This window comes from Cedecea davisae (assembly GCF_044095835.1).
Taxonomy (GTDB): Bacteria; Pseudomonadota; Gammaproteobacteria; order Enterobacterales; family Enterobacteriaceae; genus Cedecea; species Cedecea davisae.
Window position 1 is genome coordinate 4,166,790 of record NZ_CP172054.1, and the last position, 15,345, is coordinate 4,182,134.

Annotated in this window: 18 protein-coding genes; 13 read left to right on the plus strand and 5 right to left on the minus strand. The window is 55.5% G+C overall.

All coding sequences use genetic code 11. The annotated features are described in order from the left end of the window. Positions 1-113: 113 nt before the first annotated feature. The 3 genes from ACG1VR_RS19865 to fhuF all read left to right on the plus strand — a co-directional run bounded on the left by ACG1VR_RS19865 (position 114) and on the right by fhuF (position 2,558). A complete protein-coding gene (locus ACG1VR_RS19865) occupies positions 114-1,178 on the plus strand; it encodes a GGDEF domain-containing protein (protein ID WP_395489621.1) in 1,065 nt (354 codons plus the stop codon). Between the two features lie 109 nt (positions 1,179-1,287). Further along, positions 1,288-1,653, plus strand: coding sequence for a hypothetical protein (locus ACG1VR_RS19870; protein ID WP_395489622.1), 366 nt, complete (start codon positions 1,288-1,290; stop codon positions 1,651-1,653). A gap of 113 nt (positions 1,654-1,766) precedes the next feature. Continuing rightward, positions 1,767-2,558: a siderophore-iron reductase FhuF gene (gene fhuF, locus ACG1VR_RS19875; RefSeq protein WP_395489623.1), complete on the plus strand. Its 792-nt coding sequence runs from the start codon at positions 1,767-1,769 to the stop codon at positions 2,556-2,558. A gap of 42 nt (positions 2,559-2,600) precedes the next feature. On the opposite strand, the gene ACG1VR_RS19880 is transcribed toward fhuF, so the two are convergent. Together ACG1VR_RS19880 and ACG1VR_RS19885 are read right to left on the minus strand one after the other, a co-directional pair. Beyond that, positions 2,601-3,947 (minus strand): PTS sugar transporter subunit IIC, encoded by a 1,347-nt coding sequence (locus ACG1VR_RS19880; protein ID WP_039897877.1) that lies wholly within the window; start codon positions 3,945-3,947, stop codon positions 2,601-2,603. 13 nt (positions 3,948-3,960) lie between these two features. After that, positions 3,961-4,266 carry a PTS sugar transporter subunit IIB gene (locus ACG1VR_RS19885; RefSeq protein ID WP_039897876.1) on the minus strand — a complete coding sequence of 102 codons (306 nt, stop codon included), beginning with the start codon at positions 4,264-4,266 and terminating at the stop codon, positions 3,961-3,963. Positions 4,267-4,474: 208 nt separating this feature from the next. On the opposite strand from ACG1VR_RS19885, the gene ACG1VR_RS19890 reads away from it, so the two are divergent. The 8 genes from ACG1VR_RS19890 to ACG1VR_RS19925 all read left to right on the plus strand — a co-directional run bounded on the left by ACG1VR_RS19890 (position 4,475) and on the right by ACG1VR_RS19925 (position 8,814). Then, on the plus strand, positions 4,475-4,933 hold the full coding sequence (locus tag ACG1VR_RS19890; RefSeq protein ID WP_016534769.1) for a YbaK/EbsC family protein: 459 nt from the start codon (positions 4,475-4,477) through the stop codon (positions 4,931-4,933). A 153-nt stretch (positions 4,934-5,086) separates the two neighbouring features. After that, complete coding sequence (locus ACG1VR_RS19895; RefSeq protein ID WP_016534768.1) at positions 5,087-5,863, plus strand: threonine/serine exporter ThrE family protein; 777 nt, start codon at positions 5,087-5,089, stop codon at positions 5,861-5,863. Further along, positions 5,854-6,327 (plus strand): threonine/serine exporter, encoded by a 474-nt coding sequence (locus ACG1VR_RS19900; RefSeq protein ID WP_016534767.1) that lies wholly within the window; start codon positions 5,854-5,856, stop codon positions 6,325-6,327. The genes ACG1VR_RS19895 and ACG1VR_RS19900 overlap by 10 nt, the downstream gene beginning before the upstream one ends. A gap of 74 nt (positions 6,328-6,401) precedes the next feature. After that, complete coding sequence (locus tag ACG1VR_RS19905) at positions 6,402-6,848, plus strand: MarR family winged helix-turn-helix transcriptional regulator (protein WP_395489625.1); 447 nt, start codon at positions 6,402-6,404, stop codon at positions 6,846-6,848. A gap of 95 nt (positions 6,849-6,943) precedes the next feature. Beyond that, positions 6,944-7,372: an organic hydroperoxide resistance protein gene (locus tag ACG1VR_RS19910; RefSeq protein ID WP_016534765.1), complete on the plus strand. Its 429-nt coding sequence runs from the start codon at positions 6,944-6,946 to the stop codon at positions 7,370-7,372. Between the two features lie 141 nt (positions 7,373-7,513). Further along, complete coding sequence (locus tag ACG1VR_RS19915) at positions 7,514-8,023, plus strand: DUF2501 domain-containing protein (protein ID WP_016534764.1); 510 nt, start codon at positions 7,514-7,516, stop codon at positions 8,021-8,023. A 142-nt stretch (positions 8,024-8,165) separates the two neighbouring features. Next, positions 8,166-8,498: a type II toxin-antitoxin system RelE/ParE family toxin gene (locus tag ACG1VR_RS19920; protein ID WP_395489626.1), complete on the plus strand. Its 333-nt coding sequence runs from the start codon at positions 8,166-8,168 to the stop codon at positions 8,496-8,498. Position 8,499: 1 nt separating this feature from the next. Continuing rightward, positions 8,500-8,814: a DNA-binding protein gene (locus ACG1VR_RS19925; protein ID WP_016534762.1), complete on the plus strand. Its 315-nt coding sequence runs from the start codon at positions 8,500-8,502 to the stop codon at positions 8,812-8,814. 38 nt (positions 8,815-8,852) lie between these two features. Here the strand turns inward: ACG1VR_RS19925 and ACG1VR_RS19930 are convergent, their stop codons facing one another. Both ACG1VR_RS19930 and ACG1VR_RS19935 read right to left on the minus strand, forming a co-directional pair. Beyond that, positions 8,853-9,593 carry a CDP-diacylglycerol diphosphatase gene (locus ACG1VR_RS19930; protein WP_395489627.1) on the minus strand — a complete coding sequence of 247 codons (741 nt, stop codon included), beginning with the start codon at positions 9,591-9,593 and terminating at the stop codon, positions 8,853-8,855. A gap of 20 nt (positions 9,594-9,613) precedes the next feature. Then, positions 9,614-10,540, minus strand: coding sequence for a LysR family transcriptional regulator (locus ACG1VR_RS19935; RefSeq protein WP_395489628.1), 927 nt, complete (start codon positions 10,538-10,540; stop codon positions 9,614-9,616). Between the two features lie 135 nt (positions 10,541-10,675). Here ACG1VR_RS19935 and ACG1VR_RS19940 point away from each other — a divergent pair, with 135 nt between their 5' ends. Beyond that, a complete protein-coding gene (locus tag ACG1VR_RS19940; protein WP_395489629.1) occupies positions 10,676-12,463 on the plus strand; it encodes an adenine deaminase in 1,788 nt (595 codons plus the stop codon). A gap of 17 nt (positions 12,464-12,480) precedes the next feature. After that, positions 12,481-13,824 (plus strand): NCS2 family permease, encoded by a 1,344-nt coding sequence (locus ACG1VR_RS19945; RefSeq protein ID WP_016534758.1) that lies wholly within the window; start codon positions 12,481-12,483, stop codon positions 13,822-13,824. 44 nt (positions 13,825-13,868) lie between these two features. On the opposite strand, the gene hldE is transcribed toward ACG1VR_RS19945, so the two are convergent. Continuing rightward, positions 13,869-15,296, minus strand: coding sequence for a bifunctional D-glycero-beta-D-manno-heptose-7-phosphate kinase/D-glycero-beta-D-manno-heptose 1-phosphate adenylyltransferase HldE (gene hldE, locus ACG1VR_RS19950; RefSeq protein ID WP_395489630.1), 1,428 nt, complete (start codon positions 15,294-15,296; stop codon positions 13,869-13,871). Positions 15,297-15,345: the final 49 nt, after the last annotated feature.

The window sequence follows — 15,345 nt, forward strand, 5'->3', positions numbered from 1 at the left end:
GCGTTAATACGCCATATAAAAATTCCAATAGTTACCAAAAAAGCAAACTACCCGCTTTTTTTTAGACAACACACACAACACCAGACGTTCTTACCCAAGACATAACCATCCCTATGACAGCCCAGACCTGGCGAGCACTACTCAAAGCAAAGCATCTGCTTTCATTACGTTTATTTTTGCTACTCAATGCCATATCAGCAGCCTTCTCGATGTTATTTCCGGTGAACCCGGTAATGCGCGTAACGCCGCCGGTGGTGATTATCCTGCTGCTTAGCGTGACGCTGCTCGGCTGGCAGTTGCTGAATAAAAAGCTGCTGATTAACCTGAATATGGTCTCGTTGCTAATTGGCCTGCTCTGGGCGTTGCATATATTCATTAAAAACAACGCTCTCGGCGATGTTGATGCCTCATTCCTGGTGATAAGCCTGATGTCGGTGCTGTTTATCGGCGCTATTTCCTTTATCAACAACATCGTCGCCTTTCTGCTGCATAGCCTGCCGGTCGCGCTGACGGTGCTGTGGCTGGACAGCGTCGATCACTGGCTGCGGGTGCTTTACTCCATCGCCCTACCGGCTATCGGCATTACCATTCAGCATATTATTCAAAAGCGTAACGACCGCTTCACGCAGCGTCTGATGAATAAGCTGGTGGAAGAAAAAGAGACGCTCAACGGCCTCAGTATGCTCGACCCGTTAACCGGCCTGTACAACCGCCGTGGTTTCCAGAACCGGCTGGAACACCTTCGGGCTTCCGGCCCCGGCAACCATTATGTGTTGCTGCTGGATATCGACTACTTCAAGTCCTACAACGATCATTACGGCCACGCGATGGGCGATCAGGCTTTGATCCGCGTTTCGGCCGCTATTCGCGATGCGGTACGTTCGAGGGACATCGTTACCCGCTACGGCGGCGAAGAATTTATGGTGATGTTGACCCATATTGACGGCGAGCGGGCGCTCCAGGCCGCGGAGAGGATCCGCCAGCGCGTTAACGATCTCGATATTCCCCACATGTTCAATAACGAAGTCGCCACCAACGTGACCGTGAGCATTGGCCTTGCGCCACTGCCGGACGAGGATATCGAAAACGCCCTGAGCCTGGCGGACAAAGCGCTCTATCAGGCCAAAAACCAGGGACGCAACAGTATTCTCACCAGCCAAATGGCAAGCGTGAGTTAACCGCTTTCCTCAGAGATTGCGGGGTTGCATCCCGGCGGCTTATTGTTCATATTTCAAACAATAACAATATGCCGCCAGCGGCAATACACCGTATCTCTGAGGAATAACAATGAATAAAATTTTGCCTGCGGCTATCGTTCTTCCCGCTCTTCTGCTCACCGCCTGCTCCACCAGCAGCCCCGGCAAACTCCAGGTAAAAGGCCAGCCGCTCACCAGCGATCCGGCTTACGTTTTACAACATCTCATCCCCATGCTGCCCATCACCAGCGGCTGCCGGGAAAAGCCCAAATCCGTTAGCGTAGCGCTGGTCAGTAAATCTGATGATATTCGTACCAACGCTGCCGGAACCGCGCTTATCTCGGGCTCAGCCAGGGAAGCGTGGAATTTTGATGCCTGCGGCCGCGCGATTCCGATGTATGTCACCTACTCTTTCTTCCCTGACGGCAAAACGGCATACAAGTTCGCCGCGAAATAATCTGAGCCTGAACCCGGCGATTGAAGCAACAGCAGCGAAATCATCTTGCCAATGATTTGCCCCATGGTTAGGATTGCTAATCATTATCATTTAGATTGGCTTCTGACGAGAACATGGCGCTTCAATCCCTTCAGCTTAGCGATGACGGCGGGTGTTTTATTCTCCCGTGGCCTCCGGCGCCCCCACCGCTGGCGGAAGCTTTGCGCGACTATTTCGCCACCCATCGTTCTTACTTCAACGACATCGTTAAGCTAAATGAACCTGCTCCGGCCAGTGCCATGCCGCTGAGCCGATGGCGTCAACCGGCGATACTGGCTTCTCTGATAGCAGCCTATGGCGACCATATCTACCGCAATCAGCCGCATCAATCGCGTGAACATAAGCCGCTGAAATCGCTCTGGGCGCAGTGGTATATTGGCCTGCTGGTGCCGCCGCTGATGATGGCGCTCCTGGCCCAGCGCAAAGCGCTCAGCCTGGCCCCGGAACGGATATACGTCGATTTCCATGAAACGGGCCGCGCCGCAAGTTTCTGGATAAACGCTGAAGAAGATGTGCAGCTAAGCTCCCTTGCTCCGCGCCAGCGCGTGGAAAAACTAATCGCCGATGTTTTAATCCCGGTTGTGGATGCGCTGGAAGCCAGCGGCGATATCAACGGTAAGCTTATCTGGAGTAACACAGGCTATCTGGTGAACTGGTTCTTAGGAGAACTCAAGCCGCTCCTCAAGGATGAAACTCACGCCCTGCTGGTTAACGCCTGCTTTTTTGAAAAACAGCTCTCCTGCGGCCTGGATAACCCGTTATACCGCACGGTAATCCCGCGCGAAGGGGTTCTGGTTCGCCGCACCTGTTGCCAGCGCTACAAGCTGCCCGATGTACAAAGCTGCGGCGACTGTACCTTAAAATAGAAAACGGCGGGTTTCCCCGCCGTTTTGACTCTGTTTTATCGATTAAGCCAGCTGTTGGTTTCCTTCCTCGCTCGCTCTTTGTGCTTCTTCTTTTTCCTGCTCCAGCAGCTGCTTCTCATACACTTTGAAGAACGGGAAGTAGATGATGGACGACACGCAGGCCAGCAGAATAACCAGAATCGCAGCGCGGAAGTCCCAGCCCAGCGCCCAGGCTGCGCCAATTGGAGCCGGTGCAGTCCACGGCACGACGGAAATCACGCGGCCAATCAGGTCAAGCTTCATCGCTCCCCACGCCAGCACGGCGTTAACCATCGGCGCCAGCAGGAACGGAATGAAGAACACCGGGTTCATCACGATAGGCGTCCCGAAGATAACCGGTTCGTTAATGTTAAAGCAGGTCGGAACAATGCTCAGACGGCCGATAGAACGCAGGTGGGCCGATTTGCTGCGCAGGTAGCAAATAACCAGCCCCATCGTCGCGCCGGAACCGCCAACTACGATAAAGAAGGTCCAGAAGGCCTCCATGAAAATGTGCGGCAGCGGCGCACCGGCGGCCAGCGCGCCCTGGTTCAGGCCGAGGTTGGTCAGCCAGAACATTTGCAGCATGCCGGAAACGATAGCCGCTCCGTGGATGCCAGCGAACCAAAGCAGGTGAGCAATCAACACCGCCAGTAAAATCGCAGGCAGCGAGTCCGCGGCGGAAACCAGAGGTTTGAACAGCGCCATAATAGCCTGAGGGATCAGCATATCGAACTGAGACTGAATAAACAGGCTCAGCGGATACAGCGTGAGCACGACAACCAGCACCGGGATCAGCAGGTCAAAGGAGTTTTTGATCATCGGCGGCACCTGGTCCGGCAGTTTAATACCGATGTTGTGTGCCTTCAGGAAGCGCATCATCTCTACGCAGTAAATTGCCACCAGAATGGCGGTGAAAATCCCGGTTCCACCCAGGCTATCCACCGGCAGCGTGCCTTTAGTTTTCGGCGCAGCCACCACCAGGAAAGCCATCAGGGACAGCATGGCGCACATAAACGGGTCGAGACCGTGAGACTTCACATAATGCTTGCCGAGGTTGTAGGCAATGGCCGCGCAAATATAGATAGACATGATGCCCATCGTCATATCAAACGGCGTCAGGATCTGGCCTTCAAACTGCTTCGCCAGATCCAGCCATGCGCGGGCAAACCCCCACGTAGTGGTTGGAGAGAACGGCGGGTAAGCGAACACCAGCAGGAACGAGCCGACAATCATAAACGGCATCGCCGAAATGAAACCGTCGCGGATAGCCATCACGTGGCGCTGGGAAGAAATGCGGCCAGCGACCGGGCTAACGTAGTTTTCAACAAAACGAAAAATTAAATTAAATGCAGCATGGTTGGAAGACATGGTGGCTCTCCTGTCAGGCTATCAACGCGAGTGCATCGGCGAGAATTCTGTCGCCGCGCATCATTCCGTAATCCATAGAGTTAATGACCGTGACCGGGATACGTTTGGGAGCGGCCTGAGCCTTAAAATCTTCCAGACGATATTTGATCTGCGGACCGAGTAAACAGCAATCAAATTCAGGCATAACATCCGTGAACTCTTCGATACCCACCGCTTTTATCTCAACGTCAATCCGTTGCTCCATGGCGGCTTGTTTCATCCTGTTCACGACCATACTGGTAGACATACCAGCGGCACAGCATAAGAGGATACGTTTCATAGACGACTCTAATTATTAGGTACAGGGGGGTTACGAAATCAGTATTCCTCGCGCCAATCATTACTGCAACCGGTTACTGCAACCGGTTTCAGTGATTGTGAAGGAGATCCAGAAATTTCTGACAAGGAGGGTGTGAGATAAGTATAAGCGGTTTACAGAAAGTACAAGCTTATGCGAAATTATTTGCCACCTGGATCAGGAGAAAATCATGAGTTTGCAGTCCGTGCGGCAATTCTTCGCCGACCATGCCCCCGATATTAATATTATCGAACTAAATCAAAGCACCGCTACCGTCGCACTTGCCGCCGCCGCCCATAATGTTGAAGCCGGGCAAATCGCCAAGACCCTGTCGCTCAAGGTTAAAAACGACATCATACTGATTGTCGCGAAGGGCGATGCCCGCCTGGATAATAAAAAGCTTAAGGAAACATTCGGCGCTAAAGCGCGTATGTTGAGCAGCGATGAGGTGGTGAACTGGACCGGGCATCCGGTCGGCGGCGTTTGCCCTTTCGGGCTGGAAAATCCGCTGGCTGTCTACTGCGATATTTCGCTCCGCCAGTACCAGGAAGTACTCCCGGCCGCAGGCGCTATCCACAGCGCGGTGCGAATCTCACCCGAGAGAATGGCCGACTTAACTCAGGCCAAGTGGGTCGATGTCTGCCAGTGAGGGTTATTTGAAGCGTGGCTAAAGGACGCCATCCAAAGGTCACGCGACCGGACTAGTTGCTCAAAGGTTGATCTGGCACGCTTAAGAGAGTGAAGCGCTCATGTTTAATAAGTGAACGTTACCCTTTGTTCACTCTCTTTTTTCGGGATAAGCATGCAGACCGATGTTGCCTCACAGCGTGGTGTCACCCGTTTATGCATTCAATGTGCGCTCTTTTTGCTGCAACACGGGGCTGAGAGCGCGCTGGTTGAGGAGCTTTCCACCCGGCTTGGAAAAGCGCTCGGTATGGACAGCGTAGAAAGCTCAATCTCCGCCAACGCCATTGTGCTGAGCACCATTAAAGATAATCAGTGCCTGACCACCACCCGCAAAAATGTCGACCGCGGGATCAATATGCATATGGTTACCGAAATTCAGCACATCGTTATCCTCGCTGAACACCGGCTTATCGATGCCAGAGACGTGCTCAAACGTTTCGAACATATCAAGCCGCTTCGTTACCCACGCTGGCTGGTCGTGCTGATGGTCGGCCTCTCCTGCGGCTGCTTCTGTAAACTCAACAACGGCGGCTGGGATGGGTCATTGGTGGCCTTTATTGCCAGCTCTCTGGCGATGTACGTGCGCCAGCTCCTGACCCATCGGCAGATGCATCCTCAAATTAATTTTTGCCTCACCGCCTTCGTTGCCACCAGCGTCTCCGGGCTATTAATCGCCAAAGGCCCGTTTGCCAGCACCTCAAATATCGCCATGGCGGCGAGCGTGCTGCTGCTGGTGCCGGGGTTCCCGCTGATTAATGCCGTTGCCGATATGTTCAAAGGCCACGTCAACACCGGCCTGGCGCGCTGGGCCATGGCCAGCCTGCTAACCCTCGCCACCTGTATTGGCGTGGTGATGGCGATGTCGGTATGGGGGCTTCGGGGATGGGCATAATCGAGTTTGTTCTGGCACTGATGCAGGATATGGCGCTGTCGGCTATTCCGGCGGTAGGTTTTGCGCTGGTCTTTAACGTTCCACAGCGAGCGCTGCCGTACTGCGCCCTGCTCGGTGCCGTCGGTCACGGCTCGCGAATGGCGATGATGACCGCAGGCCTGAATATTGAATGGAGCACTTTTTTGGCCTCAATCCTGGTCGGCATTATCGGAATCCAGTGGTCGCGCTGGTATCTGGCTCATCCCAAAGTGTTTACCGTTGCGGCAGTAATCCCAATGTTTCCGGGGATCTATGCCTATACGGCGATGATCTCTGCGGTAAAGTTGACCCACTTCGGCTACACCGAACCGATGATGATCCAGCTGGTGACAAACTTCCTGAAGGCCTCATTTATCGTGGGCGCGTTGTCGATTGGCCTTTCTCTACCGGGGCTGTGGCTGTACCGTAAAAAACCCAGGGTCTAGCCCAAACGCGGCGTCAGACAAAATTCACGTAAAATTATTTGCTATTTAATCGCACACTATCTATATTCAAATCCATGAACAAGACATCGACCGAAACGAACGCGCTGCTGCTGGACAACCAGCTTTGCTTCGCGCTCTATTCCGCCAATCTGGCGGTTAATAAACTCTACCGCCAGCTGCTTGCGCCGCTGCAGCTCACCTATCCGCAATATCTGGTGATGCTGGTGCTGTGGGAGCGGGACGATGTCACGGTGTCGCAAATCGGCGAGCGTCTTTTTTTAGACTCCGCCACCTTAACGCCGCTGTTAAAGCGTCTTGAAAGCGCGGGTCTGCTGCTGCGTCAGCGCTCCCGTGAAGACGAACGTCAGGTCGTCGTTACCCTGACCGGTGAAGGCAAAGCGCTGCAGGAAAAAGCTCACAGCATTCCTGAGTCGGTACTCTGTGCTTCGGCCTGTAGCGTAGACAGCATGCTGGCGCTTAAGGATCAGCTGGAAACGCTGCGCGGCAACCTGAATATCTAATTAACACCCGTCGGCACTGCCGGCGATTTTTAAAAAACCATATAAATCGCGTGCTATTTTATAGCGCAAACACAAAGTAAGATGAGGAACCTGCCATGTCTTTAGAAAAAGTCGTTTATACCGCAAAAGCAAAAGCAACCGGCGGCCGTGAAGGTCGTGCAACCTCTTCTGACGGCGTTCTGGACGTCAAACTGGGCCTGCCAAAAGAGATGGGCGGTGCCGGTGGTGAAGTGACTAACCCGGAACAGCTGTTCGCCGCTGGCTACTCGGCCTGCTTCCTGGGCGCGATGAAGTTTGTTTCCGGCCGCGACAAAATCTCCATGCCTGCTGAAGCCTTTATCGAAGGTGAAGTGGGTATTGGGCCGCTGCCTACCGGCTTCGGCATCGAAGCTAAACTGAACATCCACCTGCCGGGAATGGACGCTGCTGAAGCGAAAAAACTGGTCGATGCGGCGCACATCGTTTGCCCGTATTCCAACGCCACTCGCGGCAACATCGACGTCACACTGAATATCATCAACTGATGTCGCAAGCCGGGGAAACCCGGCTTTTTACTCTCATGCCCGCCGTTTAGGAAAACTCTCAATCCCCCTCTTTCCCGGCAAAGCGTTATACTCAGCGCTGAATTCTCCTGCCCGGCAGGTAAACAAAGCGAGTATCAACAGATGAAAGTAAGCATTAAAACTCTCTGCGCAATGGCGCTGGCAACGGCCTTTTTTGCGGGCCAGGCAAGTGCGGCAAGCTGGCAGGATCAGCTTTCAAGCGCGGCAAACGAGCTGAGCAAAAGCGGCTCAACCACCACCGGCGCAGGCGCTCAGAACGGCGGCCTTTCTCTCTCTTCCCTGACCAGCCTGCTTAACGGCAACGGTAAATCGCTCACCTCCAGCACCATGACCAACGCCGCAGGCGTGATGGAATATTGTGCGAAGAACAAGCTTGCTTCCGTCACCAATACGGAAAATATCAAAAATCAGCTGATGACCAAACTTGGCCTGGAGAACAGCACCAAGCCCGCGGATAAGCAGGATTACAACCAGGGCCTGATGGGGCTGCTGAATACCGCTAACGGCCAGAAGCTTGACCTGAACACTATCGGCAACTCGCCTCTGGCTGAAAAGGTGAAAACCAAAGCCTGCGACCTGGTGCTGAAACAGGGTATGAATTACCTGTCCTGATCGTATCTTGCCCGAAGGCACTACACCTTCGGGAATTTAACTTACCGCCTACCTCTCAGAATCCCCGTTTTGCCTTTGTCAGATCGTACCCCACAGGATACAGTCTTGATGTATCATTGATAACTACAGGCTACAATTACCCATGCCAATACTTCGTCACTACCTGACGCAGGATGGCCGGGATCCTTTCAATGCTTTTTTAATGGACGTCAAAGACCCGATAGCAAAAGCAATGATTGCTGTTCGTGTCGCCAGGATGGGTGCAGGGAACTATGGAGACTGTAAGCCATGCAGGGAAGGCGTATCGGAATTAAGAATTGATCGGGGTCCGGGCTACCGTGTTTATTACTCGCCGGTTCCTGGCTCCTTTACCGGCGATATTGTTTTGCTGCTGCTCGGCGGTACCAAAAAGAAGCAAAATCAGGATATTGAGAAATCAATACGCTATCTGAAAGATTACAAAGAGAGGAAATAATATGGCTAAGTCGGTATTACATGATGATGCGATGGTGCAGCTAATCAAGGACGATCCGGCCTTTGCTCAAGTCTATTTGCACCAGGCGCTGATAGAAATTGATGAGGAAGGCGGCTACGAAGCTTTTATGATGGCACTGCGCCACGTTATTGAAGCCAGTGGCGGTATGTCCGCGGTGGCAAAACGGGCCGGAGTTTCGAGAGAGTCGCTGTATAAAACACTTTCTCCAACGGGTAATCCCTCTTTCAAAAGTATCAGAATTCTCGCATCTGCAACCGGATATCCTCTTTCCAGCATCGTAAAAGCCGTAGCCTGATTGCCGAAGATAAGCCCGCATAATGCGGGCTACGGTAATTACTGAGCCAAAGAACAGCTGTAGTCCAGCATCTCTTCAGCGGACCCCTGGTTACCGCCCAGCAGCTGGCGAGGATTGGCTAACAACATCACATCGCCTTTCGCGGTCACTACCCGCGCCAGACCAAAGTTTTCCATTTCATCGCCCTGAGCCTTCACATAAGCCGCCAGGACGCTAAACGGGTTTGCGTGAGCAGAAACTTTTATCGCCAGATATTTATGGCCAAGGATCTCCTCGCCAAACGGCTGCCATTGGTCGGTAACTTTATCCGCAAGCTGGTTAATCGACTGATAAACCTCGGGTCGCAGGCATGAAAGATGAATATGCAGCTGGTTCTGAGAACGCCCGTAGCGAGAGTTAATCGCCAGCACTAAATCGTCATCCTTCACCGGCTTAGTGGTTTCATCCAGCAGATAATGGCGGTTATCCCACGCATCCTGGAAGTAGTTCGGCGCCCCGTTTTCCAGAATCTTCGGGCTTTCAATGCCGGTAATTTTATCGGTTGGCATCAGCAAAGTATGGAGCGGGCCTTTCGCATCTTTGAACACCAGGTAGCGCTGCTGTAATTCAACCTTCAGGCACGGCGCCGGCGAATTGTGCTGCTGCTGGTTCGGTATGCACTGCTGGCTAATGATGTTCCACAGCGCATCGCTATGGCGGTGCAAAAGCCACAGGCGAATGGCGACGGCGGCTACCAGTAAAATCAGCAGCACAACCACCACACGCAGGATCTTCTTCATCTCGGGTTTTCCTTGTTAAATCAGGGCATTTTTCGTTGTTGTAATACTCGGACAATCAGTTGGAAGCAGGCTTCAATCTGCGGCGCAAACGGCTCGGTACTGCGCATCAGCGCCACGGTGCGGCTCAGGGAAGGTTGCTGCAGGTGGATAACCTTCAGCTCCGGGTCCTGCAAATAGGTCGTGTAAAGCTGCGGCAGGATTGCTACCGCCAGCTGCGAGCGCACCAGCCCGTAAAGTGTTTCAATAAAATCAACCTGATAGCGGGTGTTAAGCTTCAGGCGCTGGCTTTCCGCCATCGCCGCCACCAGCCGGCTGATGTTTCCTTTTGAAAACACCGCAATATCCCGTTTGACCAGGCTACGCCACGGAGCATGGCTGGATTCTGCCAGAGGATCGTGACGATTGACTACCGCTACGAAGGGATCTTCTTGTAACGGATTGATCTCAAGCGTGGCGGGCACCGAACTGTCCAGTCCGCCAAACCCGAAGTCGAGCTGGCCGTTTTCCAGCTGGGCTATCAGCGCATCATTGGTGCGATCGTGAAACTCCACCCGCAGGCGAGGAAAAGCGTCGGCCAGCAGTTGCGGGATATGAGGAAACAGCAGGCTGCCAACGGACGGCACCAGACCGATACGCAACGTGCCGTCCCCGCCGTCCTGCACAATGCGCTGCATATCATCGAAGGCTCGCTGGGCAACGTTGAGCACGCGCTCGGCGTGGGGCAGCAGCGCAGCCCCCAGCTCCGTCAACGTTACGGCAGAAGCGGTGCGGTTAACCAGCTTGCCTCCCAGCACCGACTCAATTTGTCGTAATGCGCTGCTTAGCGCGGGCTGACTGATAGCCAGCCTGCTGGCGGTATCGGTAAAATGACGAAGTTTCGCCAGCGTCACAAAATACTGGATCTGTTTTAACGAGAGAGCGGGAAGGCGCTGCCAGGGTTCAGCCATTGGAGTATCAGGGTTACCAGGTAAACGTTTGCGACAGGATAAACGTTTCTTATCGGCTGATAAATTAAATCATCTGGGCAAAGTTCACGCACCTGCCTAGAGTAGCCGCCAGAGCACATTTTTTGGACCCCAGCCATGACACCTGCTGATTTACGCCGCCGCGCGGTAAAAGCCGCCCTCGGTGAAGTTCCCTTCGACCTGCTGCTGACCAACGGCCAGCTTATCGATATGGCAACCGGCGAAATCCGCCAGGCCGATGTCGGCATTGTCGGCACGCTTATCGCCAGCGTGCATCCGCGCGGAAGCCGCGAAGATGCCGTAAAAATTCACGATCTTGCCGGAAGCTATCTTAGCCCGGGCCTGATGGACACTCACGTCCACGTCGAAAGCTCGCACCTGCCGCCCGCACGTTACGCCGAAATCGTCGTCGCGCAGGGGACCACCACCATTTTCTGGGACCCGCACGAGTTGGCAAACGTGCTCGGTATTGAAGGCGTGCGCTACGCCGTTGACGCCAGCCGTAACCTGCCGCTGCGCGTGATTTGCGCCGCGCCTTCCAGCGTGCCTTCCACGCCGGGGCTTGAGATGTCCGGTGCGGATTTCGCCGGGAAAGAGATGGAAACCCTGCTCTCCTGGCCTGAGGTGGCGGGCGTGGCCGAAGTCATGGACATGCACGGCGTACTCAACGGCAGCGAAAGAATGCTGGAGATCCTCAACGCCGGGCTAAACAGCGGCAAGCTTATCGAAGGGCACGCTCGCGGTCTTAGCGGTACGGGTTTGCAGGCTTATCTTGCCGCAGGCGTCACTTCCGACCACGAACTCACTTCCGCCGCGGACGCGCTGGAAAAACTGCGTGCCGGCCTGACGCTGGAAATTCGCGGCTCTCATCCTTACCTGCTGCCGGAAATTGTTGAAGCGCTCAACGGGTTACCGCACCTGTCATCTCAGGTTACGGTCTGCACCGACGACGTGCCGCCGGACATGCTGCTGGAAAGAGGCGGTATTGTCGCCCTGCTGAACCTGCTGATTGAGCACGGCATGAAAGCGACGGACGCCCTGCGCCTCGCCACGCTGAACGCCTCTCTGCGTTTACAGCGCCCCGATCTCGGGCTGATTGCCGCAGGCCGCACCGCCGACCTGGTAGTGTTTGATTCGCTGGAGAAACTCAGCGCCCGCACGGTCTTCGTTGCCGGTAAGCTAATGGCCGAACGGGGCAAAATGCTCGAACCCGTTACCGCACCGTCCATTGTTCCACCTCGTGATACCGTGCGTTTACAGTCGCTTAGCCCAAATGATTTTGTGCTGAAAGTGCCGGTAAACAATGGTCGCGCTCGCCTGCGTCACATAAAAGGGGCTCGTTTTACCCAGTGGAGCGAAGTCGAGGTTGAGGTCCGCGGCGGCGAAGTTCAGCTCCCGGAAGGCTTTAGCCTGATTTGGGTTCAGCACCGCCATGGCCGTCACGAAGCGAAGCCACAGCTGGCGCTACTCGAAGGCTGGGGGGAACTCAGAGGCGCGATTGCCACCACCTACTCGCATGACTCCCACAACCTCGTCGTGCTGGGCCGCAACCCGCAGGATATGGCGCTGGCGGCCAATCAGCTTATCGCCTGCGGCGGCGGCATGGCGCTAAGCCAGAATGGCAAAATGCTGGCGAAAGTTGAAATGCCCATCGCCGGGATGCTTTCCGATCTCCCGGCCAGCGAGCTGGCGCAGCAGTTTGCACAGCTACGCGAGCTGAGCAATAAAGTTGCCGACTGGGAACCGCCGTACCGCGTTTTCAAGGCAATTGAAGGCACCTGCCTCGCCTGCAACGCCGGGCCGCACCTGACAGATCTCGGGCTGACCGACGGCAGTACGCGTCAAATCGTCGACCCGCTTATTGAATGCCATGAATATCCGGCAGACACACACACAACACACTAGTCCAGGAGAGCCAAATAATGGCCGAAAATTCAGTGTCACAGGCAGCCGGCGAAAGCTGGCTGGAGCGGCGGTTCCAGCTCCGCGGTCGCCAGACTAAAGTTAAAACCGAATGCCTCGCAGGCGTCACCGGTTTTCTCGCCGCCGCCTACCTGCTGGTAGTCATTCCTGGCCTGCTGGCCGTTGGCGGGATGGACAAAGGCGCGGCCACCACCGGCACGATTATCGTGTTCGTGCTCGGCACGCTGCTAATGGCATTTTATGGCAACCTGCCGTTTATCGTCGGGCCGGGGATCGGCGGTTCGGTGCTGGTGGGCGTAACGCTTGCGGGCAGCGAACATATTGGCTGGCAGATTGGGCTAGGTATCGCCTGCTGGTCGGGTATTTTGTTCTTCGCTCTGACTCGCCTGGGCCTGCGTGAAGTCGTCACCCGCTCGGTGCCGCAGTCGATAAAGCTCGGCCTCACGGCGTCCATTGGCCTGTTCGTCGCCATCCTTGGCTTCCGCAATGCCGGGCTGGTGCTGGCTAACGCCAAAACCAATGCTCTGGCAATGGGTGACTTTACCGCACCCGGCGCGCTGGTTGCTCTGTGCGGGCTGTTCCTGGCGATTGCGCTTCAGGCTCGCCGCGTACCGGGCGCCATTCTGTGGGCCATTCTGTTTGCTACGCTGGTCGGCATTCCATTTGGCGTCACCCACCTGCCGCAAAGCTTTATCGCCATGCCGCATTCTCTGGCTCCGGTGCTGGGCCATGTTGATATGCTGGGCGCGCTGAACATCGCCTTCCTGCCGTTCCTGTTTGTCTTCTTTGCCTCGGAGTTTTTCTCCACCATGGGCACTACGCTGGCAGTAGGCGGCGAAGCAGGTCTGCTGGACGAGCACGGCAATATGCAGCACATCAACCGTCCGTTTATGGTGGACTCCATCGCCGCCGCGCTTGGCCCGTGGGTCGGCATTCCTGCGGCAACGGCGCTGATCGAGTCTTCAGCCGCTGCCGAAGCGGGCGGCAAAACGGGCCTTACGGCACTGGCCGCTGCGGTTATGTTTCTGCTGATGCTGCTGTTCACGCCGGTTGCGCTGATGATCCCAAAAGAAGCCACCGCGCCTGCGCTGATCCTTATCGGCCTGAATATGTTCAGCGGGCTGCGTAAAGTGGATCTGGGGAATTTTACCGACGGCCTGCCGGTGCTGATGATGGTAATGATAACGCTCATCGCCAACAGCTTCGGGACCGGTATCGCAGGCGGCCTGCTGTTCTATGTGGTAATCAAAGTGATTGCGGGTAAATGGCGTGAAATTCCGGTGGGGCTGTATCTGCTGGCTATTCCTCTGGTTTATTACTTCGCGACGCTGGTGAAGCACTAGAAACAACAAAGCCCTCTTTCGAGGGCTTTTTTCTACCGGCTGGATCAGCCGTTGTTCTGGATCTTCTTGATGATATTGGTGGTGGAGCAACCGTCTTCGAAGTTCAGCACCATCACTTCACCGCCGTTGGCCCAGACCTCTTTGCTCCCGGCAATCTGCTCAGGCTTGTAGTCACCGCCCTTTACCAGGCGATCCGGCAGGATCTCGCCAATCAGGCGCTGCGGAGTGTCTTCTTCGAACAGCACCACCCAGTCCACCGCTTCCAGCGCCGCCAGCACGATCATACGCTGATCCTGCGGGTTAACCGGGCGGGTTTCACCTTTCAGGCGTTTAGTAGAAGCATCGCTGTTCACCGCCACAATCAGGCGATCGCCCAGCTTGCGGGCATTGGCGAGGTAGGAAACGTGGCCCGCGTGCAGAATGTCGAACACGCCGTTGGTCATCACCACGCGCTCGCCGCGCTTGCGTGCTGCCGCAACAGCCACTTTCAATTCGGCCTCGGTCATCACGCCAAAGCCGGTTTCTGAACGACCGCGCACCGCGTTCTCCAGCTCAACCGGAGAAACGGTAGAAGTCCCGAGCTTGCCGACTACAACGCCCGCCGCCGCATTGGCAAAGTAACAAGCTTCTTCCAGAGAATTGCCCGCCGCAAGCGTGGCCGCCAGCACGCCAATCACCGTATCACCGGCACCGGTCACGTCGTAAACCTCCTGCGCCTGGGTCGGCAGGTGGAACGGCTCAATACCGGGTTGAAGCAGCGTCATGCCCTGCTCGGAGCGAGTCACCAGCAGCGCAGAAAGCTCGAAGTCGGCAATCAGCTTCATGCCGCGATCCACCAGCTCGGCCTCGGTTTTGCACTTGCCGACAACCGCCTCAAACTCGGACAAGTTCGGCGTCAGCAGCGTCGCGCCGCGGTAGCGCTCAAAGTCACTGCCTTTCGGGTCGATTAGCACCGGCACTTTAGCTTCACGCGCCAGGCGAATCATCTGCTGCACGCTAGCCAGCGCGCCTTTAGCGTAGTCAGAGAGCACCAGGGCACCAATATGCGGCAGCGCCTGGCTAATACGTTCGTGCAGCGGTTCAGGATCTACGCCCTCAAAACCTTCTTCGAAGTCGAGGCGGATCAGCTGCTGGTTGCGCGAAAGCACGCGCAGTTTGGTAATGGTCGGGTGGGTCGGAACGGAAACGAAGTCACACTTCACGTTTACGCCGGCCAGGCTCTGGCTGAGCGCACGAGCCGCGTCGTCGATACCGGTCAGGCCAACCAGGCGAGAAGCCGCACCCAGTGAAGCAATGTTCATCGCCACGTTAGCCGCGCCGCCGGGGCGCTCTTCGATGGTGTCCACTTTTACCACCGGCACCGGGGCTTCCGGGGAAATACGGCTGGTTGGGCCATACCAGTAGCGATCCAGCATCACATCACCAACTACCATGACGCCTGCACGGCTGTATTCGGGCAGCGTTACTTTCATTCCTGACTCTCCAGAGAGGGGATTATTTTTGCGCGGGATAATAACATAT